Origin of the sequence: Roseateles toxinivorans, from assembly GCF_004362525.1 — a bacterium.
Lineage (GTDB): Bacteria > Pseudomonadota > Gammaproteobacteria > Burkholderiales > Burkholderiaceae_C > Paucibacter > Paucibacter toxinivorans.
In genome coordinates this window covers 31,658-54,114 of the sequence record NZ_SNXS01000003.1, presented here as the reverse complement: position 1 = coordinate 54,114, position 22,457 = coordinate 31,658, and the positions used below count along the sequence as shown (strand labels likewise).

Annotated in this window: 7 protein-coding genes; 6 read left to right on the top strand and 1 reads right to left on the bottom strand. The window is 63.7% G+C overall.

Translation table 11 applies throughout. The features are described 5' to 3' along the window. Complete coding sequence (locus tag DES47_RS11530; RefSeq protein WP_133700868.1) at window positions 1-15,831, bottom strand: LysM peptidoglycan-binding domain-containing protein; 15,831 nt, start codon at window positions 15,829-15,831, stop codon at window positions 1-3. A gap of 200 nt (window positions 15,832-16,031) precedes the next feature. Between DES47_RS11530 and DES47_RS11525 the strand changes: the two genes are divergently transcribed. The 6 genes from DES47_RS11525 (at window position 16,032) to DES47_RS11500 (ending at window position 22,455) form a co-directional block, all read left to right on the top strand. Beyond that, on the top strand, window positions 16,032-16,604 hold the full coding sequence (locus DES47_RS11525; RefSeq protein ID WP_133700867.1) for a tetratricopeptide repeat protein: 573 nt from the start codon (window positions 16,032-16,034) through the stop codon (window positions 16,602-16,604). Between the two features lie 25 nt (window positions 16,605-16,629). Continuing rightward, window positions 16,630-17,013 (top strand): hypothetical protein, encoded by a 384-nt coding sequence (locus DES47_RS11520; protein WP_133700866.1) that lies wholly within the window; start codon window positions 16,630-16,632, stop codon window positions 17,011-17,013. 187 nt (window positions 17,014-17,200) lie between these two features. Next, window positions 17,201-17,491, top strand: coding sequence for a co-chaperone GroES (gene groES, locus DES47_RS11515; RefSeq protein WP_133700865.1), 291 nt, complete (start codon window positions 17,201-17,203; stop codon window positions 17,489-17,491). A gap of 183 nt (window positions 17,492-17,674) precedes the next feature. Then, a complete protein-coding gene (groL, locus tag DES47_RS11510) occupies window positions 17,675-19,324 on the top strand; it encodes a chaperonin GroEL (protein WP_133700864.1) in 1,650 nt (549 codons plus the stop codon). A 156-nt stretch (window positions 19,325-19,480) separates the two neighbouring features. After that, window positions 19,481-21,604: a DUF1631 family protein gene (locus DES47_RS11505; RefSeq protein ID WP_133700863.1), complete on the top strand. Its 2,124-nt coding sequence runs from the start codon at window positions 19,481-19,483 to the stop codon at window positions 21,602-21,604. Then, on the top strand, window positions 21,604-22,455 hold the full coding sequence (locus DES47_RS11500) for an urease accessory protein UreD (RefSeq protein ID WP_133701538.1): 852 nt from the start codon (window positions 21,604-21,606) through the stop codon (window positions 22,453-22,455). The genes DES47_RS11505 and DES47_RS11500 overlap by 1 nt, the downstream gene beginning before the upstream one ends. Window positions 22,456-22,457 lie beyond the last annotated feature (2 nt).

Here is a 22,457-nt window from a genome sequence, read left to right as displayed (position 1 = left end):
TCAATTCAGACGCTCGAAGTCCAGTAGGTTGGCGTTAAAAATGTCTAGCGCACGGCCTTTACCGAGTTGGGTGTTCATGATACCGAGCCCATCGTTTATGTTCCTGACGCCTACGGCCTCGACCTTGAAGCGCGCGTTCGTTTGGTTCCAAGGGCCGGTTCCGGTAGACATGCCAGGAAACTCGGCCGCAGCAGGATTGTTGGCAGCGATACCGATGTCCTGAAGTTGCGAGGATGTGCCAGGTTTGACCGTGAGACGTACCAGCGCGCCGTCGTATCCGGCTGAATACGCTTTGAGCGGAGCTAACGAGGTTTCACCCGTCCCAATGAGTCGACCGTCCTCGGCCAACCTCTTGTAGTGCGACTCCTTCATGGCTCGGTAATAGATCTCGTTGCCGTAGATGTCGTACTCAAGGACAGGGCTGAGGCGGTTTGCTGAGCGCGTGGCCGGCACCCCTATCCGCATCGCACCTTCGACACTGCCAACAGCCTCCTCAACCCGTCCAAGCGGAATCCCTATTGTTCCTGCCGCGAAAAGGACTGATCCCAAGGCACGTCCGTCGCCATTCACGACGCGGCTAAATCCCCCCCGCACCCCATCGGCCGCGGTGGCCATCGTGTTGCTGACGGTTCCAAGTGGGTTATCCCACAGCCTCGATGCAAAGTCCGCCGTGCCAGTGGCAAGACGCCCCACTATCGATGGGAACGCACTCGCCACGCTCGGAAGATTCGCTAGTACTTCGCCGCCTGCCAGCCATCCGTCAAGCACACCAGTCAGCACATTGCCAGCGCGGCTGCTGCCTACCATCGAGCTGAACCAGCTTGTGGCCTGCTCGCGTGCTGAATGCGGCACTGGCCGCACTTCTTGATACCTGTCCGTCGCAAGTGCCCTATAGGCCGCAATGCTGCTCGACTCCACAGACAACCGCGACTGGTACCCAAAGCCCATGCGAATGTCGCGCGTATCGCGACCATCACCGAAGTTAAACAGCTCGCGAGTCCGTGCAGTGTCTAACTCCTTGCCATATGCGTCAGCCCGTACGTTCTCCGCCCGCCACACAGCCCTGGCAGTCAACGCCGTCTGCGTTTCCTGTGCCGCCCAGACACCACTGGCCACAACTTCAAAGTTCTGCAGGCCCAGCGCCGTGTCCCGGATGCCTTGATCGACCTGCCGGCTCCAGTTTGCGGCAGAGTTTCCATTGAGGCTGCCAAGCTTTGCACCTGTACCGCCAAAGCCATACCGAGCATCGCGCTGTGCCACCCAGCGATCGTCTTGGATGTCCGAGCCGTTGCGATAGTCTCCATCGGGCCAAAGACCATGGCCTTGCTTGGGGTCTGCCAGCGCGTCCGCCATCCCATTGGCCAGCCCGCTGATGAACGCCTGCCCCACACGGGTCCGGGTCTCTCGGCTGCTGAGTCCCAGCACTTGGCTGCTAGCCCAGCCCCCAGCAACGGCCGCAGCCGTGCTCGCGGCGACGCGGCCGATGGACCCCGTATTGCTCAATGCCCTACCCACCGCGTCTCCCGCCGCATAGCCCGCCGCCGCACCGACCGTGGACGCCGCCACTTCGCGCCAGCTCCATTGACCTTGCAGTGCGAGGCTGACCGCGGAACCTGCTCCTGCCTTGATGGCCGCGGCGGCAGTGCCCCCGTCTCGTATCAGGGCTCCCGCTGCGGTATTGCCCAGCGTGCTTCCGATTTGCGCCGCTGAGCTGAGCACATTGCCCACACCCGCGGTAGTGCCGCCCGAGAACGCTGACCTCCCGACTGCCTTCCAGCTGAACTGTTCGACGTTGCCTATGGCCATGCCGATCAACTGACTCGCCACTGAACCCGCTGCACCGGCGACCGCACCAACGGCCAGGCTTCCCGCCAATGACAGCCCTCCGCCACCGGTCAAGGCAGCGCCCCCAAGCTGCATCGTGGCTGCAAATCCAGATGTTCCCGCTGTAGCTGGGCCGGGAGCCGCCAATGCAGTGCTCAGCGCCCCAGCCGTATAGACCGTCACCACCACCGCCACCACAATCATCAGAATGGTGCCCAGACCACCGCACCCACCATCGGCGCGAGGCGGTGGCGGCGGTGCCGGTATCGTCGGGTCGATGTGCCCGATCACCTCGCCCGGGTTGTAGGGGCGGAAGGTGTTGGCGTTGTTGTGGATGTTGGTGACCTTGTTGGGGATCACCAGCACCTGGCCGGCCGTCAAGGCGCTGTTGGCCCGTAGCCCGTTGGCCTCCGCGATCAGGTACCACATCTCAGCGTCGCCCCATACGCTTTGAGCGATGGAGCTGAGCGTGTCTCCAGTGCGGGCCGTGTAGGACGTGCTGGCGCCGCCTGGGTAGCTTGCGTTGATGGGCTCGTAGTTCTGGTCGAAGTCTGCGCTGGTCACCGGCCTGAAGTTCTTGAACTTTTCCATCAGGTCGCGCGGCTTGCTGATGTCCTGGGCCAGTTGCTCGGCGTAGGACATGCGGTACTGGTATGCCTCGGGGTCCGTGCTCACGTCGCCCACCCGCCGCCCGGTCGCGTAGTAGTAGCTCGTCACGTACTTCTTCAGATTGCTTTGCTGGTACTCCGGCACCCACTCCTCCCGCCTGAGCACCAAGCCTTGCGCGTTGGTCAGGTAGCTCAGCGTGCGGCTCTTGCTCGCGTCATACGCGCTCATCAGGTGTCCGTTGGCGTTGTACGTGAGCGAGGTCAGCCCCGACATGCCGTTGGCCTGCCCCTGTATGGAGGTTTGCTTGGCGCTGTCCCAGTATTCGTAGCTGTAGGTGGTGGTCTGCTGACCGCCACCGGCTTCTCCCTGGTAGACGGTCTTGCCCAATACCCCGCCGCCCGTGACGCTCACGCTCGTGCCGTTCTTGCTGTCCAGGTAGTAGTAGCTCGTGGCGCCATTGGCCGCCGTGCTGCCAGTCACCGTCTCCTGCAGAAGACGGTTGTCTCGATCGTATTGCGTGGTTCTTACCTGCCGGGTGGCCCCGCCGGTCTCCCACTCCAGGTACTGCAGCGTGCGCCCCTCGGCGTCCACCCGTCGCCTGGCTCGCAGCAAGCCATTGATCTTGGTGTCCTCCAGATAGCCATCTTCGCTGTAGCTGTACTCCTCGACCGTTCCGTCGGCGGCCGTGGCCTTGGTGCGTTGCCCGGCCAGGTCGTACCCGATGCTGATGCCGCGCTCGCCCCGCTGGATGCTGCCCCCCGCGACTCGGTCCCCCGCGAAAGACCCCTTGGTCGTCAAGAACCGGTTGGCACCGTCGTAGGTGTACCAGTGGTCGTCTCGCTGCAAGGTGTTGTACGTCTGAGGATCCCAGTACACCGCGATGGCCGCTCGCCGGTTCCCCACGGCGTCGTACTCGTAGCGCAGGTCGTGGGTCTTTTCGTTGTCCCTGACCCGGCTGATGCGGTTGAGCTCGTCGTATTCGATATTGCTGCTTTGGAGGGTGAGATCCTCTTGGTCTGACACGCTCAAGTGCCCGTAGTGCTCGAAGGTGCGGTTGCCTGCATTGTCATAGCCGTAGCTCGAGATGCTCTTTCCCGCCCCGTTGCCTGTGTCGATGACTTCGGACACATACCCATTAAGCAGGTACTTGTAGTTGATGTTCTGCTTATCGACTCCCTGTGCGTCCTTGCTCGATTGCCTGACCAATTGGCCGCCGAGGTTGTACTCGTAGGTGTACTTTCGGCCTCCCATGTCCTGGTGCCAGGTCGTGCGGCCGAAGTAGTCGATCTCGTCGACAAGGCTGCTCTGGTCGGCAAAGGTCGTTGTCTTGATGTGCCCACCGACGCTGAGCCCGCCCACGCCGAGGACCGGGTTGCCCGTGTCATCCTTGGCAACTTGCTGGTATGTGTAGGTGGTGGCCAAGCCCCCGGCCGTGCGCGTCTTGGTGATACGCCCGAGGCTGTCGTACCAGGTCTTGTCGGTGTTGTTCTGCATCGCGAGCGTGTTGCCCAGCTCGCTTTGCGCCAAGGTGCCGGTGTGCCAGATTCTTCGGCCCAGCGCGTCGTAGCCGTACAGGTCCGTCAGCACACCCGTCGTCCGCGCGACACCCGAGAACTCATTGGACGCGAAGTCCTGCCGGCGGCTCACATGCCGCTCGGCCTTGACCAACTGGCCCAGCTTGTCGAAGGTGTGCTGTGTCGCCACACCCACCTCGTTGACGAGCTTCACCGCGTCGCCCAGCCGGTCGTACTCGGTCTGCTGCAGTCCCCCGTCGCCCGCCCAGCGCCGGCTCAAGCGCTCCCCGGAGCCCGCGAACGCCTGCCTGCCCACCTTGCCGTTGGCATCCGTGCTCACTGTGAGGCGGCCTACCAGGTCGTAGCCGTACTCGGTGATGGGCCGCTGGCGCGCCACGCGGCCATCCTCCCCGGTGACGAAGGTCTCGGCCTCGGTCTTCCTGATCAGCCGGCCGAGATTGTTGTAGACGGACTCGGTCTGCAACGCAGACGGGTTGACGACGAACTGCTGCCCCCCCAGCTCTCTGATGGAGTTGTACTGCGCCACCATCGCGTCGGCGCGCTCCCGGACGCGCTGATCGGATTCCGAGATCACTTCGCCGAAGGCGTTGTGCTGCTGCGTGAACACCACCTGGGCCGACTTGTTCAAGGAGTAGGCGTACTGCGACAGCGGGAAACGCGTCGCGATCGTGTCGGCGTAGGTATTGAACGACATCTCGCCGTCCAGTACGACCGGGTCTCCGACTTCGTCCAGCAGGGCCTGCCCCTGGTTGCCCAGGGCCGCCAGGCTGTAGACAAACCGGTCCGTGGGCTCGGGCGGGCGCCCGTCCAGCGGCTTTTGCCACACGTACCGTGTCTCCTTCTTCACGGGGTCCCAGACCCCGTCCAGCAGCACCTCGGTGCGGTTGGTCGGGTCGGTGAGGGGCGCATAGCTCAGTCTCAGCTTGGGGGCGTTGGGCCGCGCCAGCGTGAACGTGATCGGCTCCAGCGGTTTGCGGTCCTCGGCAGAGCTGGTCACCACCACCTGCCCCGCGGATGAGATGGTGAACTGGCCGTGGCCACGGCCCTTGACCGTGGGGCCACTGGTGGCCTCGAACTTGTACTCGAGCAACTTGATGTCTTGCCCGGCACCTGGCACCAGATCTTTCACCTGATAGACCCATGGATGCGGCACCTCGATGGGCGCACCCCACTCACCCCCCGGGCTGCGGATCTGAACCATCAAGCGCTCCGTGCCAGAGGGTGGCGCGAACTCGAGTTGTGGGGGCTTCGGGTCTGCGACGAGCAAGGAGAAGGTCACCTTCCCGTCGGCGCCCACCTTGTAGGTCCCGTGGCCGACACTCACCGATTGGGTGTCCCATCCGATCGCCTCATAGTAGAAATCCCAGTCCCCTGCGTCAGCCGGTGTCACGGCCCAACCCCAGGTGGGTGGACCATTCTGAGTCGTGTAGGACGCCCGGTTGGGCACGCCATCGGCTTTGGGGTCATCGCCCTTCTTCACATAGCGCAGCACGGTCAATGCAAGGGCATTGGGGATGGTCAGCTGCACAGTGCCGGGGGTGTCCGAGGTGGACGTCATGCTCACCTGGACACGGCCATCCGATTGAATCGTGATCGTGCCGCTGAACCTGCTGCCGGGCGTGGTGCATGCGACGGTCAGCTGCACCGGACCGAGTGGCCGCGCCGGTACCCATTGACTCACGTCGACGAACAGCACGCCAGACCTTGCAGGGTTGGTCCAGCGGCGGATGTCCCCGTTGGACAGCGTGACCGTTGCGCCTCCGCCCACCGGGGTCAAGGTGATGTCGCCGGTCAGCGGGACGGCCGACGCCAGCTTCACATAGGGCGCGTAGTCATCATTTCTGGGAGGCGTGGCACTGAAGGACGCGCCCACGGTCACACCGCCGGTCGCTTGGCCGACCTGCCGTCGCGCACCGCCCGACTCGATGTAGATCTTGTAGCTGTACTTCAGATTCTTTGACTGAAGTGCCGTGACCGCATGGTTGGCGACGAGCTCGTTCCAGGTGATGACGTTTCGGCCCTCATACGTGTGCTTCAGGCCGCCGCTTTCATCTTCCAGTACCAACCCACCGAAGTAATAGCTCTGGCCTGGCGGCAACGGCGGCAGGCTGCCGATGCCAAAGCTCAGGTCCGGCTGCCCGAGAGAAGTGACCTGACTGAGCATCTGACTGTCCAGGGCTGGCGCCTGACCCGTCCGTCCGGTCATGGTGCCGTAGTACCGGGCTCCAGCGCGATCCGGGGCGATCAGGAACTCCCACGGCGCCCCGCCGTTCATGGTCTGCCCTTGCACGCGGGCTGTACCTGCGGGGGTGATGGCAATAGATGTCCAGCTCCCCGCGCCCATGAGTCGCATGTGCAAGGTGTAGGTGGAGCCAGCATCAAGCAAGGACGGAGCCAGCCGGATCACGAAGTCTTTGTCGGTCCCGGTCACCGAAGCTTCGGCGGTGTTGATGGCGCCCAACGATGACACTTGCTCGCCATCGACGCTGGTCGTGACCATGGCCGTAGAGCCCGCGAGCAGGCGGCCGGACTGGTCGTAGGACTTGACTGCGACCCGCGTCTCGCCGGCCGGCAGGCTCGATACATCGAGCCGCCAGAAGCCCTTCGCCACCTTCGTTGCACTCACCGCAACTGGCGTTTCAATGCCGTCGAGCACAGTGAGCACTCGGAAGCTGGAAGTCGCCGAGTCATCCCCCTGAACCAGCAGGCCACGCACGCCCGAGATCGAGCCTGAGGTCGAAATGTCATGGGTGCCATTGGTATTTGGCTCCCATGTGTCGATCTTGATGTAGGCCTCGGCAACATCGACCCATTCGTCCACCCCTGCAGAGGTCGTCGGCGGACTCCATCGGATCTTGTAGTGGGTCGAAACGTCGCCAAGGGTCATCGGCACCGGGACAACGAATTGCAGCAGCGCTCGGTCCTTGGTCAGAATCGGGATTTCCGCAGGATCGCCACCTGCCCGAATCACCTGGTACTTTCCGGGCAGGAAGCTCTCTGGGAGTTCCAACACCCGCTTCACGGCTCCCGGCTGGCCAGGACTGCGCACTGACTGCCGCTGAGTGGGCAGCAGCGTGAACATCCGCGTGGCACCCACATTGAGGCCTGGTACTGACACCGCCGTGCGAGGTGTCGCCGAGATCGTGACACTGCCCATCGACGGCAGGGAGTCTGCCTTGAACTTGGTATCGTCGCCGTTGCCGATGACGCTGGTCGACGCGCCGCTGCCCGCATATCCGCCTGTGGCCCCCCCATACTGCCCCGCGTTCTCGGACTCCACCCTGAATGCACCCGTCAGCTCCGCGAGCTTGCGCTCGAACGCGGTTCGCATCGAATCAAATGCCTGCAGATACCTGATGTCGATCTCCACCGTCTTCACCAGCAGGTTGCGACGGTCGTAGGCGCTGAAGGTCTGGTTGAGTTCGGTGCTCTGGGCTGCATCCGAGATCGACATGGCTTGCAGGTTCTGCGTGGAGCCCTTGATCTCGCGCGTGGTGTTGCCATTGCGGTCATACAGATAGATCTTGCTTGTACCGTCCCCGCTGTTGTTGCGAAGCACCTTGCCCAAGGTGTTGTACTCGGCGAACTCCTGCCAGCCATCGCCCAGGCCCTTGCCCGAGACCTCGCCGAAGCTGTTGTAGCGGGTCTGTCGGATCTCGGACGTTGCGACGTCCTGCTGCCAGGTCACACGGCCTGCCTCGTCATAGCGATACAGCGTTTCCGCCGTGACGCTCTGGCCGTCGGCATCCTTCACCCCCCAGGCGATGGTCCTGCCGACTCGGCCGCTCTTGTCGAGGATAAAAACGGTGATGTTGTCTCCGGCATCCACCTGACCCACGCGGTCGCCATTGGCGTTGTAGTCGTAGCGGGTGATGCGGTCCTGCGCGGCAATGCCGCCCAGCCGCACCACCTTCGCCACGGCTCCCAGCCCGGTGTACTCGGTCAGCACCTCCGGCCGCACCCAGGCGCCATCGACCGCCGTGAAGCCGGCATCGCGCCTGCGCGTCTCGCGCCCGAGCTTGTCGTACTCGACGTCCGTTTCGTTGTAGATCTCCTTGGCCGCCGTGTCCAGGCCGACGCGCTCGCGGATGTAGGTGATGTTGCCCAATCCGTCGTAGACGTAGCTGGTGGTCGCATCCAGCGTGCGGCTGCTGACGAAGCCCGAGGCTTCTACATACTGCGTCTGCACATCCTTGACGGTCTTGAGTTCCACCCGCCCGAGCTTGTCCAGCTGGTACTGCGTGGTGCGCGCCCCCGCCACGGACAGGACCTGGCGCAAGGTGCGCGCGGTCCCGCCGTCTGGGTCGTCTTGCCGCGTGTAGGGCTGGGCCACCTTCTGGGCGTATTTGATCTCGGTGGAGACGGCCGCATGGAAGCTGTCGTAGTCCCAGCCGATGGCATAACCCTCCTGGTCGATGCGCAGGATCTTTCGGCCCAGCTTGTCGTAATAGTTGAAGACGGAGTTGCCCCGCCCATCAATTTCCTCAATCAGATTGCCGGCCGCGTCATAGTGCAGCTGCTGCAGCACCACCGGGCGCGGGGAGACGCTCAGCAGCTCCACCTTGTCGGCATTGGGCGCGGACTCCCACCAGATGACGGCCAACCGTGTCTTGGACAGCAGGCGTCCAAGACGGTCGTAGTCCATCTGCGTGATGCGATCGATGGCCGGGCTTGACGCAGGCGCCGCCGGCGTCGTGCCGGCCGCGGGCATCGGCACAATCCGGGTGGCCCAGGCGCTCTCCAGGATCACTTGCCCGGCTGGGTCGTGGCTGTAGCTGATCATGGCCCCATCGGCTGCGATCTGCGCCAGCTTGTTGCCTGCGGCATCAAAGTAGCTGAGCGTGCGTGCCCCACCCGCCACGGCGCTGTCGACCAAAATGGCGCCGGAGATGCTTTCGATCACGCGACCCAGCGCGTCGTAGCGGGTGAACTCCAGCGGCGTCACATCGCTGGTCGCTCCCGCGGGCACATCGATCGACGTATACGGGGTGCCAATGCGATGCGTGACTCGCCCGGCCTTGTCATGGCGATAGCTGGTGGTGCGCTGCTCGGCCAGACCCTGGGCCTCGATCGTCAGGATGCGGTTGCCAAACGCATCGTAGGTATAGACGTTGACGACGGCTGCCCCGCTGACGGCCACCGGCAGCGTCTCGGTGACCTGCCGTCCCAGCGTGTCGTAGCGATAGGTCGCCACACCGCCCAGCTTGTTGGTGACGCGTTTGTCGAAGCGGTTGCCATCCACTCCGAACTCGATGCGCTCGCTTGCGCTAGCCGCATCGGTACTGCTGACCAGCCGATCCAGGCGGTCATACAGATTGATCGTCAGCGCATCCCTGGCATGCGGCGTCAGGACCGGGGGCAGCGCCTCGGTGGTATTACTTGGCACCTTGATGCAGAAGCGCCTGACGCTGCCGATCTGATTGCTGGCCGCATTCCAATAGGCGGTCTGTGTGGCGAAACCCTCAGGGTCCACCTGCACGGTGACTCGATTGAGCTTGTCGAAGTAGAAGTAGCCCGTATTGCCCCGCGGGTCGGTGACCTTGACGGCATTGCCAAAGGTGTCGTACCGGGTGAGCGTTGTGGCGCCCAGGGCATTGGTGGTCTGAGTCCGGCGGCCGAGGTTGTCGTATTCATGCTTGGTGGCGTAGGCGGCCTGCAGGTCGAGCTTCTGCTGCTGGGTCAGGCCAGCCGCATCTTCAGGCAGACCGAGCTTGAGCCGCTCGCCGCGCGCCCAATCACTGTTGCCCTGCGCCAGCGCGACGCCACGGGCCTCGATCTCGCGCGTGAGCTGACCCAGGGCGTTGTACTCGTAGATCGTGGTCGCGGCGGCCAGGGTGCCGTAGGCAACGGTCTTGCTTTGGACCCGGCCGACGGCGTCGTAGCTGTAGCGGGTCGTGCTGGCCTCGGGCAGGCCATAGGCGTGTGTTTGGTCCAGCGTGCGCGCCACATCGTCGTAGTGGTTTTGCGTCTCGACGCCCATGGCGTCAATGCTGCGCCAGGCGCGGCCGGCGGCGTCAAGAATCTGTGTGGTCACCAGATCTTCGCCCGGCGTGGGAGCCGGAGTAGCCGATGGCACAGCCACCGGATTTTTGTAGCGGATCGACGTGGTCTCCAAACCGTTGTAGCGGGTCTCGGTGACATAGCCCAGCGCATCCACTTCAAAGCGCAGCCGGTTGGCTGAGTCGTAGCGATAGCTGGTCCTGCGATCCATAGGCCCTGCCGCCACCACCGACAGGCTGGCCGTCGTCGCCGGGGTGGGCAGGGCCGCCACCTGGGCAGAAGTCAGGGCGCGGGCATATTGGAGCCGCTCGATCACATTGCCATTGCCGTCGTACTTCAGCCGGGTCACACCGCCCTCTGCATCGATCGCATAGTTCTTGCGGCCATCGGCATCGAAGACGGCGAGCTCAACGCGATCTTGTCCAGGCGTAGCCACCAAGGCGGCACGCAGCGTGGCGTCACTGGGATTGGTACGCGCGGCGGCCAGCTTGGCGGCCTCGGCACTGACCGCTGCGTATGCCATCCGCTTGACAACGTTACCTTCGAGGTCATACACCTGCTCGACGATCCCGCCCAAGGCATCCATGCTCAGGGTCTGGCGGCCCAGTGCGTCGTAGGCATGGACGGTCACGCGGTCGAAGCTCGGGTCACCATTGCCCTGGATTACGGCAATCAGATTGCCCTTGAGGTCGTAGCGGTAGCTGCGCTTCAGGCTCAGGCCGCCATCATCGGCCACTTCGGAGATGCGCCGGCCCAATGTGTCGTATGTGTAGCTGGTCTTGACCTTCTTGGCGTTAGTGACAGTCAGTTGATGGCCCGCGAAGTCGTAGCTGTAGCCGGTTACAAGCTTGAGCCCGTCTGCGTCGTCGATATGGCGCAGCAGCTGGCCCTTCAGGTCAAAGTCATCGCGGGACTTGATGCCCGTGGAGTCGGTCGTGATGACGCTGCTGCCAAACTCGGTGTTCAGGTAGTCGAAGCTGGTCTTGCGATTCAGTCCTGACGGATCCAGTGTGCTGCTCTTGACACGGTTGATTTCGTCATACTCGTAGCGGGTCTTGATGCCGTTGGCATCGGTGCTCTCGATCAGGCGTTGCAGCTCGTCATAGTGGCTGCCGGTGCTCAGATCCTCGCCGCTCACGGCGGTGAGCTTGCCATCGCGGTTGTAGTCGTAGCGGGTGAGCTTCGAAGTGCCATCCAGGACCGACTCGGTCTCGCCAAAGCGGTTGCGGGTCGTGGTGGTGGTGACACCGGCCGCTGTCAGCACGCTGACACTGCGCGTGGCGTCGTTGTAGCCGTAGGTCGTGGTGCGGTTGTAGGCATCCACCTGCGTGAGCACGCGTGCAAAAGCATCGTAGCCGGTGCGCCTCAGCGTCGTCAGGCCATCGCGATGCTCGACGACGCGGCCGAGGCGGTCGTGGCTCCAGCGTTGGCCGATGCCATTGGCGTCTATGCTGCTCTCAAGGCGGCCGAAGGCGTCGTAGCGGTAGGTCATGACCGGACTGCCGGCGCCTCCTTGCTGAGTTACCTTGACTTGAAGACCCCGGCGGTCATACTCAAACATCGACGCCTCGAACACGCTTGATGTCTGCATCCTGGCATTGATCCACACCTCACCGAACGCGTTGTAGGTGTTGAACGAGGCAGAGCCTTGCGGCCCAGCCTCAATGATCAAATCGCCTCGGACGTTGCGGTAAAAGTCAGTCACCGCGTTGGCAAACACCTCATCGGAGCCCTCCTGCTTTTGCGCCAGCAAGTCCTGCACCGCGCCAGTAATCGCAGTTGTCACGAGCCCCCCACTCAGCTGCCCCAAAGTGCCCGCAGCAATCCGCCCGCCATAGCGGATCGTGCGCACGAGCTGATTCAGTCCGTCGTACTGGCGTTCCTCGACCTCGCCCAGGGCGTTCACGGTGTGGGTGAGCTGCCTGTCTTCGTTGTAGAAATAGAGCGTGCGTGCATGGCTCCCGGGCGCAACCATGCTGGTGCGGTTGCCCACCAGGTCATAGCTGTAGTGCGTGCCGTACTGCGCCCAGATGGCTTCGACCTGTTCGGAGGTCTGGCTACCTGTCAGCAGCGCACCGCCCTTGGCACTCAGTTCGCCGGTCAATCGGCCCAGCAGGTCGTAGCGCACGTTCAAGGTGCGCACTTCGGGCCGGCCGAAGGCCCTGTTGGTTTTGATCAGCTGCCCCGCACTGTTGTACTCGTAGGTTGTGACGGTACCCTCGGCGTTGGTTTCCGAGTCCAGGCGGCCGAGCGCGTCGTGGTGCCAGCTCTGGCTGCGGTCACGCGCCGTGCTGCCCGGGCGCAGCGACTGAATCGGGCTGCTGCTGGTGACTGAGGCCGAGGCCGCGGCCGTCAGGGCCGTGGCATACCGGATCTCGCGCACGAGATGACCGCCAGCGTCATAGACCCGCTCCGTCAGGTAGCCCTCGGCATCGACCTCGCCGGCCACCTGGCCCAGGCCGTTGAGCAGATAGTGCGTCGCGCTGGCGCCGGTGATCTTGGCCTGGTTGAAGCTCCAGCCCGAGAGGCTGCCGTCGAATCGCAGAACCTCCGGTCGTTTGACGCTGCTGACCACCATGCCGTCGTAGTCAACAAAGTTGCCCATCTTTCGGTAGGCACCATCACGGTCACCATAGATGAAGAGCCACAGCTGATCGTCGTGCGACAGTGTCAGGCTGACGGTGATCGTCTTCCAGCCGTCATTGCCATAGGTCACCGCCGAATAGACGGCGTTGTCGTAGGGATCTGGCCCGCCGGAGTCGCCCAGGAACACCCGCCCCGATGTCAGGCTGTCCGACTTGAACCGAACCGTGGCGGTCACCACATCGCCCGCCTGGAAGGATCCCAGGCTGCGCACCGCGCTGCTGTTATTGCCGGGCTGGTAGTACACCCGGAGCGTCGGCCTGGGCCGCATGGCATCCAGGTCGCCGGTTGCACGCAGGGCGGCGTCCACACTGCTCTCATAGGCCAGCTTCTTGACGAGTCGGCCGGCGCTGTCATACAGGTACTCGACCAGGAAGCCCTCGCCGTCGAGGCTGCCACGCAGCAGGCCATCGGCATCGTAGATGTTGCGGGTGACACGATCCGCAAGGGGATTGAGGCCCGACGGTACTGCATTGGCAACCACCGGATTCGCTTTGAATCGCGCCATATCCGCAGCCTTGGCATACCTGACGGTGGACAGCACGCGCGAGGCGCCGTCGTACTTCGCTTCCGTCACATAGCCCAGTGCATCAACGGTTTTGAACAGTCGGCCTGCAGCGTCGTAGAAGTTCCAGGTATCGACGTCAGCTTGCGGATCCCTGACAAGACCCAGTTCGTTGAACTTGAGGCTTTTGGGAATGATGCCCGACCAACGGATATCGCGCCCCGGCACGACTTGACCCGCCTGCAGCGGCTCCGCTCCACGGATATTCATGAATACCCTGGCGGCGCCTGGGCCAGCGCCATCCTTGTCCAGCACCAGTTGATATGTCGGCGGGGTATGGACCAGTCGAACAATGCCATCGGCAAATGGGTCGCTGCCTAGATACCCAATGGACTGCAGCAGCCCGCCAATATCAATGTAGTCCTCACCTGGAGAAAAAAAGTAAAGGGTGTCTGCCCGCCCATGATCGACTGAAACAATATACGAATCTCGACCGGAGGACCCGATGATTACATTGAGAATTCCCGCACCTGTGACGATGACGTCGTCGGCGTTTGTTCCGAATATTGGTGTTATTCCCGCAGGGTTCCTCCAACCCGTTATTTGATTTTTGTACAGGACATCCAAGACAGCCCGATCGAGAGGCGTCTTGTACTTTGTAGTGCGCACCACCTCATTGCTATTGTTGTACCGATACTCCGTCACGCTGCCATTTGAGTCGACGGCCGCGATCTGGCGCCCCGCCTCGTCGTACATCAGCCAGGCACGCTGACCGGAAGGATCCTCCGTCATGGCCAGGCGGCCGTTGAGGTCGTAGAAGTAGTGCGTGGTACCCAGATCCACCGCACCGGCAGATCCCGATTGCCACACCCAGGCAAGCTGCCCAACACGGTCGTAGTACCGGCTCGTCGTTAGCCCGTTGGCAAAGGTTGTGTTGACCTTCGATCCGCTTGCATCGTCCTGATAGGCCGTGATCGTCGTCTGCAGCAGCGCATCTGTGACAGTCAACACCCGGCCCATGCCATCGTAGGTGTAGGAGGTGACGCTGTCGTTCGCGGTCCCGTTGCCCTCGATGGTGGTCAGCAACAAGCCAGCCGGGACGTAGATATAGTCCTTGACCGATTGCCTGGAGTCCCACAGCCCGGCACCGGTGCTGGCATCGACGTTGGCAAAGCTGACTGATTTCTTGAGCTGACCTCGTGCGTCATAGCTCATGTCGGTGCGCGTGATCTGGCCTTGCGGCTGAGCAGCCGCCCAGATGGCCACCGTGGTGTCGGTGGGCACGCCACTGACGGGCAGCCCCGACAGGTTGTACCTGGCCGCCACATACTGGATCGTGCTCCCGCGCTCGCCAAACGAGTTGTACTGGTGCTCGGTCACGCGCCCCTCGGCGCTGATCACGAAGCGCAGCCGGTTCTTGTTGGCCAGGTCGTAGACATAGCGCTCGGTAACCGGCTCGCGGGGCAGCGCGCTGCCGCTGCCGTCAGGGTCCGGCACCAGGTATCTGGTCTCCGTGAGCAATTGATTGTTCGCGTTGAACGTGCGCTCGATGGTGTTGCCTGCCGCGTCGCGCTGAAGAATCTGGTTGCCACTGAGGTCGTAACGCATGGTCAGCGCCCGCCCCTCCCCATCGATGATGGATTCGAGGTCGCCGCTGGCGTTGTACTGATAGCGGGTGACTGCGGCAACGCCTGCCACGGCAGGGGTCGTCACCTGGGTCAGCTGCCCGGCAGCATCGTACTCATAGACGGTGGCATGACCGAGCGGGTTGGTCACCGTGGTGCGCCGATTGGCTGGGTCGTAGGCAAACTTGGTCGCAGGATTCAAACCATCCATCACGGATTCAACGCGCCACTCGGCGCCCACCTGCACGTAGCTGAAGTTCAGGCTGTAGGACCCGTAGTTGCCCGCGACGCTGGCCACACGCTTGCTCGCGCCGTCATAGGTGTAGGTCGTGGTGTAGGTCTTGCCATCGGCAACGCTGCCATCAGCCGGCGTCAGGTCCACCGAGACGGTGGACAGACGATTGCTGCCGTCGTAGCCGTAGCGCACGCGGGTGGTCGTGATGGCGTCGGCCGTGACGGTGCGAAGCTGCGTCAGCTTATTGCCGCTGTAGTCGTAGAAGAGCGTCTCGCCATTGGCGGTCTTCATGCTGGCGATGTTGCCGTCACCGTGGTAGGTGAAGACCACCGTATTGCCCTGCGCGTCAGTGTGCGAACTCAGGCGCCCGCTGGTGATGTCATAGCGCTCCTTTTCACTGGTGTCGCCATCGGTCCACACATACTCAATACCCTCGGGTCGAATGGTGTCGTACGCGCCGAATCCGTTCGAGCTGACGTAGCGGGCCCCGGCTGCATTCCAGGAATAGACCTCCTCGGCGCCGTCACGACCGGTACGCGTCAGCGTTGTGGCAGCCAGTTCTGGAGCGTCGTTGCACTTGATCTGCTGCCGATAGATCCCCACGCTCCAGTTGTCGCCGTTATCGTCATTCAGCCTGCCCTGGCTGTTGTAGGTACGAAGCGCGGCGACATCAAGGCCCCGGCCCATCAGGCCTTCATCCTGACCCTGCAATACCAGATTGCCGGTGGCCACGTTCACATAGCCGTTGCCGCCCGTGCGCCCCAGACTGGCGTCGCCGAAGACTCCGCGCTGACCCAGAGTGGCCCAGGAACTCAAGCCAAGGCCCAGGCTGTTGCCGCTGACGATCGCTACCATGTGCTGCTCCCTTGCTAGACGCTTGACCCCGCCGGGCGCTGCGGTCCTTCGCTGAATTCATCCTCAGCTGCGGGCACTTGTTTAGCGAAGAGCACAAAGAAAGTGGCTTCCAAGCAAATCGCGATCGGCGCCAGTCATCGCACTAAACTTCTGGCTAGAGCCTTCGATACACTGGCTTTACCCCCTTCGCGAGGCCAACCATGGACAGCTCATTTGATGCCTTGATCGCGCAAGGCTTGGCCGCGAGCCTTGCCAATCAGTCCGACACGGCGCTGGACTGTTTTTCACAAGCCATTGACTGCGAACCCGCGTCGGGTCTGCCGTACTTTCTGATCGGCGCCGAACACGCGCAGCTGGGTCGCGTTCAAGATGCCGAGGCCGCGTTCTCCAGCGCTGTATTGCTGTCACCCGAGATGTCGCTCGCGCGCTATCAGCTGGGCCTGCTGCAGTTCGCGTCAGACAGGCTGCCCATGGCCCTGGTGACGTGGCAACCCTTGCTGGCGCTGCCTGAATCCGATCCGCTGCGCTACTTCGTCGCCGGATTTGTGGAGATGCAGCGCAACGAGCCCGCCTTGGCCATCCAGCACTTCAAGCGCGGCATCGAGCTGAACAGCGAGAATCCACCGATGAATCGGGATGTGGAGATGGTCATTCAGCAGCTTTCGGCTTTGTGTCTTGTTGGCTCTGTTGCGCACGATGGCAAGACCCCCGACGCATCTGCCCAGATGCACGTACTGCTGGCCAACTATCGACCCAACGGTTCGCCGCACTGAAGCCGGCGGCATTGGGTTCAGCTGCATGTCCCACATCGACCCGGCCGGTGCGCTCGCCAGCCTGCTACGAAGCCAGGTACGCCGGCTCAACCGTGCCCCTGGTCAGAAAACCGACAAGAAGGCCGGAGCAGGCATCGGAAGCGCAGCGGGACTGGCGGCGCCGGAACCCGACCTGGCAGCCCTGCTGGCAAGCCGCGTCAAGGCCCTGGATCCGGATGATCCGAACCGACGCAGCAAGGCCCTGAGGCTATTCATCGAGCACACGCTGCTGGCCGAGTTCGGCAGCAACTTGCTCGGCGACCCCGGGTTCTTCCGGATGGTCGACCAGGTGGTCGCGCAGATGGCCTCGGCCGCCGACCTGAGCCTGCACATCGACCAGGCCGTCGAACTTCTGCTCGACGCTCGCTAGCTAGAAAGCGAAGCACCCCTCTTGAATCCCCGACACCCGCCCCTATAATGCTTTCTGCTAGCACTCACACATCGCGAGTGCTAACGACCCAGGCAGACGGTTCTGCCGCGGGTTTCAAGCATGTGAACGAGCGCTGACTTCCTCAGCGCTCTTTGTTAATGCTCACTGAATCTATTTAGGAGATGCAATGAAACTTCGTCCTCTGCACGATCGCGTGATCGTCAAGCGCCTGGAACAAGAAACCAAGACGGCCTCCGGCATCGTGATCCCCGACGCAGCTGCTGAAAAGCCTGACCAGGGTGAAGTGCTGGCCGTTGGCGCCGGCAAGCGCAACGACCGCGGCGACCTGATCGCCCTGAACGTCAAGGTCGGTGACCGCGTTCTGTTCGGCAAGTACTCGGGCCAGACCGTCAAGGTCGACGGCGACGAACTGCTGGTGATGCGCGAAGAAGACCTCTTCGCTGTGGTTGAGAAGTAAAGCTACTGCGCGACCGTGATGCGTCGTTGGCCGGATGCTCGGAATCCTCACGTACAGGAAGTACGTTCCGGTTCCTGCGCTCCGTCCGCCTAGCCTGACGGTCGCTCGCTGCGCTTTCCTTCCCAACCACTGTGGCGTGATCGAAGGCGTGGACCCCCAAATACTGAATTCGGAGAATTTCACATGGCAGCTAAAGACGTAATTTTCGGCGGCGAGGCACGTGCCCGCATGGTCGAAGGCGTGAACATCCTGGCCAACGCGGTCAAGGTCACGCTGGGCCCCAAGGGTCGCAACGTGGTGCTGGAGCGCTCGTTCGGCGCCCCCACCGTGACCAAGGACGGTGTGTCCGTGGCCAAGGAAATCGAGCTGAAGGACAAGCTGCAGAACATGGGCGCGCAGATGGTCAAGGAAGTTGCTTCCAAGACGTCTGACAACGCCGGTGACGGCACGACGACCGCTACGGTTCTGGCTCAAGCCATCGTGCACGAAGGCATGAAGTACGTGGCCGCCGGCATGAACCCGATGGACCTGAAGCGCGGCATCGACAAGGCAGTGACTGCCCTGGTCGCCGAGCTGAAGAAGGCCTCCAAGGCCACCACCACCTCGAAGGAAATCGCTCAAGTCGGCTCGATCTCGGCCAATAGCGATGAATCCATCGGCAAGATCATCGCCTCGGCGATGGACAAGGTCGGCAAGGAAGGCGTGATCACCGTTGAAGACGGCAAGAGCCTGGACAACGAGCTGGACGTCGTCGAAGGCATGCAGTTCGACCGCGGCTACCTGTCGCCCTACTTCATCAACAACCCCGAAAAGCAAGCCGCGCTGCTGGACAACCCGTTCGTGCTGCTGTTCGACAAGAAGATCAGCAACATCCGTGACCTGCTGCCGACGCTGGAAGCCGTCGCCAAGGCCGGCCGTCCGCTGCTGATCATTGCCGAAGAAGTTGAAGGCGAGGCACTGGCCACGCTGGTGGTCAACACCATCCGCGGCATCCTGAAGGTTGTGGCCGTCAAGGCGCCTGGCTTCGGCGACCGCCGCAAGGCCATGCTGGAAGACATCGCCATCCTGACGGGCGGCAAGGTCATCGCCGAAGAAGTCGGCCTGACGCTGGAGAAGGTCACTTTGGCCGATCTGGGCCAGGCCAAGCGCGTCGAAGTGGGCAAGGAAAACACCACCATCATCGATGGCAACGGTGCCGCTGCCGACATCGAAGCCCGCGTCAAGCAAATCCGCATCCAGATCGAAGAAGCGACCAGCGACTACGACCGTGAAAAGCTGCAAGAGCGCGTGGCCAAGCTGGCCGGCGGTGTTGCACTGATCAAGGTCGGCGCTGCGACCGAAGTCGAAATGAAGGAAAAGAAGGCCCGCGTCGAAGACGCGCTGCACGCAACCCGCGCAGCCGTTGAAGAAGGCATCGTGGCCGGTGGTGGCGTGGCTCTGCTGCGTGCCAAGCAAGCTGCAGGCAAGATCGTCGGCGACAACGCCGATCAAGACGCCGGCATCAAGCTGGTGCTCAAGGCCATCGAAGCCCCGCTGCGCGAGATCGTTTACAACGCTGGCGGCGAAGCCTCCGTCGTGGTGAACGCCGTTCTGGCCGGCACCGGCAACTTCGGCTTCAATGCCGCCAACGACACCTATGGCGACATGATCGAAATGGGCATCCTGGACCCGACCAAGGTGACGCGCACTGCTCTGCAGAACGCTGCCTCCGTCGCGTCGCTGATGCTGACGACCGAAGCCATGGTCGCCGAATCGCCCAAGGACGAATCGTCCGGCGGCGGCATGCCTGGTGGCATGGGCGGCATGGGTGGCATGGGCGGTATGGACATGTAAGTCCTTGGGGATGGACCATGCGACCTGGCCTTCGGCCAGCCGCATGCTCCGACCCCAACTGTTCGTCTCCCTAGATCTGGGCCGCAGCAATGCGGCCCTTTTCTTTTTTGGGCAAACAGTGCCGCCATAATCCCTGCTGCACCACCCAAACGCGAAATGCCCCCCATCACCCCCCAGTCCCTCGTCGAGTCGGTGCTGAGCCAAGCCCCGCAGCTGGCCCGCGATGTGTTGGATGGCACGCTGGCGCGGCTGGAGGGGCGGCATCAGGTCAAGCCCCGCGATACCGAACTGGCCCTGTACTTCAATCTGGCCGAGGCCCTGAGGCGTTTACGCGAGCCCTTTGTGCTGGCCTTGCAGGAACGCATGGTGCTGGAGCTGCCTGCCGCGCTGCAGGCGCCGCCCACCGGCCTGGCCCACAGGCCCAAGCCGATGGTCATGCTGGACGAGTTGAGCCTGGTGGATGAACAGCAGGCGCTGGAAGACGTGGCTGTGGCCGCCGCCATACGCACCATCCAGGAGGCCGCCCGCCTGTCGCTGCAGCAGCTGGACACCATGTTCGAGGCGATGCGCGCCGGCACGGCCTTCAGCAAGCGCGATGCCAACCCTTTGCGCCCGGCCGTGTTCGCCCGGTTGCTGTGTCATTCGCTGCATGCGCTGACGCTGGCCCCGGCCGCCCGCGTGGCGCTGTTGCGGGTGGCCGCAGAAGCGATGGCCGAGGTGCTTGAACCGATCTATGCCGGGCTGTGCGCGCAGGTCAACGAGACCGACTTCACATCGCTGCCTGCCGCACCAGCCGCAGAGCCCTCCATGCCGATTCGTGATGAGGTGCCCACGGTGCCGCACACGCTGGACAATCTGCTGCGCCGCATGCAGCAGCGCGCGGCCGAGGAAAGCACCCACCCCACGCCCTTGTCGGCCGATGCCCTGCCCAGCCTGGACACCCTGCTGGCCTCAATGGGCATTGCGGCCGACGACAAGGCGGCCGAACCCAGGCCACCGCCCGAGCTCAATCGCGACTTCCCGCCCATCACCCCGGACGCGGCCACCGACGATCCGGTGCCCAGCACCGGCGCGGTGGAGCTGCTGTCACGGGTCTACGACAAGATACTCGACGACCCCATCCTGCTGCCCGAGGTGCGCAATCTGCTGAGTCGGCTGCAGGTCTCGGTGCTGCGCGTGGCGGTGGAAGACCCGCAACTGCTCAGCCAGCAGGAGCATCCGACCTGGCAGTTCATCAACTGCGTGGCCTCGCACAGCACCGGCTTCAACCAGGGCGACCGTGATCGCCTGCAGGCCTTCCTCGCCTTTGTCGAGGGGCTGGTGCAGCGGGTCGCCGCCGAGCACCACCCCCACGCCAGCCTGTACTGGGAGGCCCTGCAGGAGACACAGCAGTTCATCGAAACCAGCGCCCGCCAGACGGTGGCCCGCACCCAGAACACGATCGAGATGCTGGAGCGTGCCCAGCAGCGCGAGAAATGGCACGGCATCCTGCGCCAGCAGGTGCGTGAGCAACTGTCGCAGGCGGTGGTCAGCACCACGGTGCGCGGCTTTCTCGAGGGCCCCTGGGTGAATGCGATGGCCGAGGCCATGGTGCGCTTCGGCCCGCAGGCGGCGCAGGTGCAGCCGATGATCGATCTGGTGGACGATCTGTTGTGGAGCGTGCAGCCGCTGCGCCATGCCGAAGAGCGCGAGCAGCTGCGCGAGATGCTGCCCACGCTGACCGCGCGCCTGCAGTTCGGCTTCGACCTGATCAACTGGCCCGACTCGCGCCGCGCTGAGTTGCTCGACGAGCTAATGGATCGCCACTCCAAGCTGCTGCGACTGCCGCCCGACCCGCGCCCCGCGCCCAGCAAGATGGGCAGCCTGGCCGACGAAGACACCACGCCCAGCGTGCATGACACAATGGACTCGCTGGGCGCGAGCAGCAGCTTCTGGAGCGACAGCATGGTGGACCGCGGCACCCTGCCCACCGTGCCCGTGCCTCTGGCCACGCAGGACGAGGCCCAGCTGCAGGCAACGCTGGAGGCCTGGCAGCGCTCGCTCAAGCCCGGCAGCTGGTGCCATATGTTTGTGCAAAGCCAGTGGACCACCGCCCAGCTGACCTGGATCAGCGACAGCCGCAACTACTTCGTCTTCTCCGGCGAGCATGGCGCACCGCCGCAGTCACTGACACGGGGTGCCCTGCTGCAGCTGCGCGCCGCCGGCCTGCTGACCGAACTCGAAGACCGCAACCTGGTGCAGCGCGCCGTGGACACGATGATGCAAGACCTGAATCAGTGATTGACGCGCCTAGAACCCAGGCGGCCTGGGCCGCGCATCTGCAATTGACCTACCGAGCCGAGGCCGAACGCACGCTGGCCCATGATCTGCACAGCGGCCCATTGCGCGTGCTGCAGGCGCTCTACCCGGAAGGCCCCGGCATTTGCCACCATGTGCTGGTGCACCCGCCGGGCGGCGTGGTCGGTGGCGACGAGTTGCGCGTCACGGTCGAGGCCGGCGCGGGCAGCCGCGCGCTGATCACCACCCCCGGCGCCACGCGCTTCTACCGCAGCGCCGGCCCCTGGGCCGAACAGCGCACCGAATTGCACCTGGCCGCAGGCGCGATGCTCGAATGGCTGCCGCTGGAGACGCTGGCCTACGACCAATGCCTGGCTCGCAACACCCTGAGCATGCAGCTGGAGCCTGGCTCGCTGCTGATGGGCTGGGACCTGCTGGCCCTGGGCCTGCCGGCGGCCGAGCGGCCCTTCGCCCAGGGCGAGTTCGCCACCCGCATCCACTGGCCCGGCGTGTGGCTGGAGCAATCGCTGCTGCGCGCCGACGATGTGCAACTGCGCCAAAGCCCGCTGGGTCTGGCCGGCAGAAGCTGCGTGGGCACGATGTGGCTGGCCAGCGGCACGGCGCTGGACCGCGCGCTGCTGGAGCAGCTGCTGGACGAAGCGCGCGAAGAAATCGGCCAGGCCGGCGCCGACATCACCGCCGGTGTCAGCTCCACCGACCCGCGCCTGCTGGTGCTGCGCCTGCTCGCCTCCCACACCGAAACCGCCTTTGCGCTGCTGCGTGCCGTGCGCGCCCGCTGGCGGCCGCTGGCCCTGGGCCTGCCGGCCCATGAGCCGCGGATCTGGCGGCAGTGACG

Coding starts and splice junctions, on each gene's coding strand:
- DES47_RS11525 (WP_133700867.1), top strand. CDS start 16,032: ATGGACAGCTCATTTGATGCCTTGATCGCGCAAGGCTTGGCCGCGAGC.
- DES47_RS11505 (WP_133700863.1), top strand. CDS start 19,481: ATGCCCCCCATCACCCCCCAGTCCCTCGTCGAGTCGGTGCTGAGCCAA.
- DES47_RS11520 (WP_133700866.1), top strand. CDS start 16,630: ATGTCCCACATCGACCCGGCCGGTGCGCTCGCCAGCCTGCTACGAAGC.
- groES (WP_133700865.1), top strand. CDS start 17,201: ATGAAACTTCGTCCTCTGCACGATCGCGTGATCGTCAAGCGCCTGGAA.
- DES47_RS11530 (WP_133700868.1), bottom strand. CDS start 15,831: ATGGTAGCGATCGTCAGCGGCAACAGCCTGGGCCTTGGCTTGAGTTCC.
- groL (WP_133700864.1), top strand. CDS start 17,675: ATGGCAGCTAAAGACGTAATTTTCGGCGGCGAGGCACGTGCCCGCATG.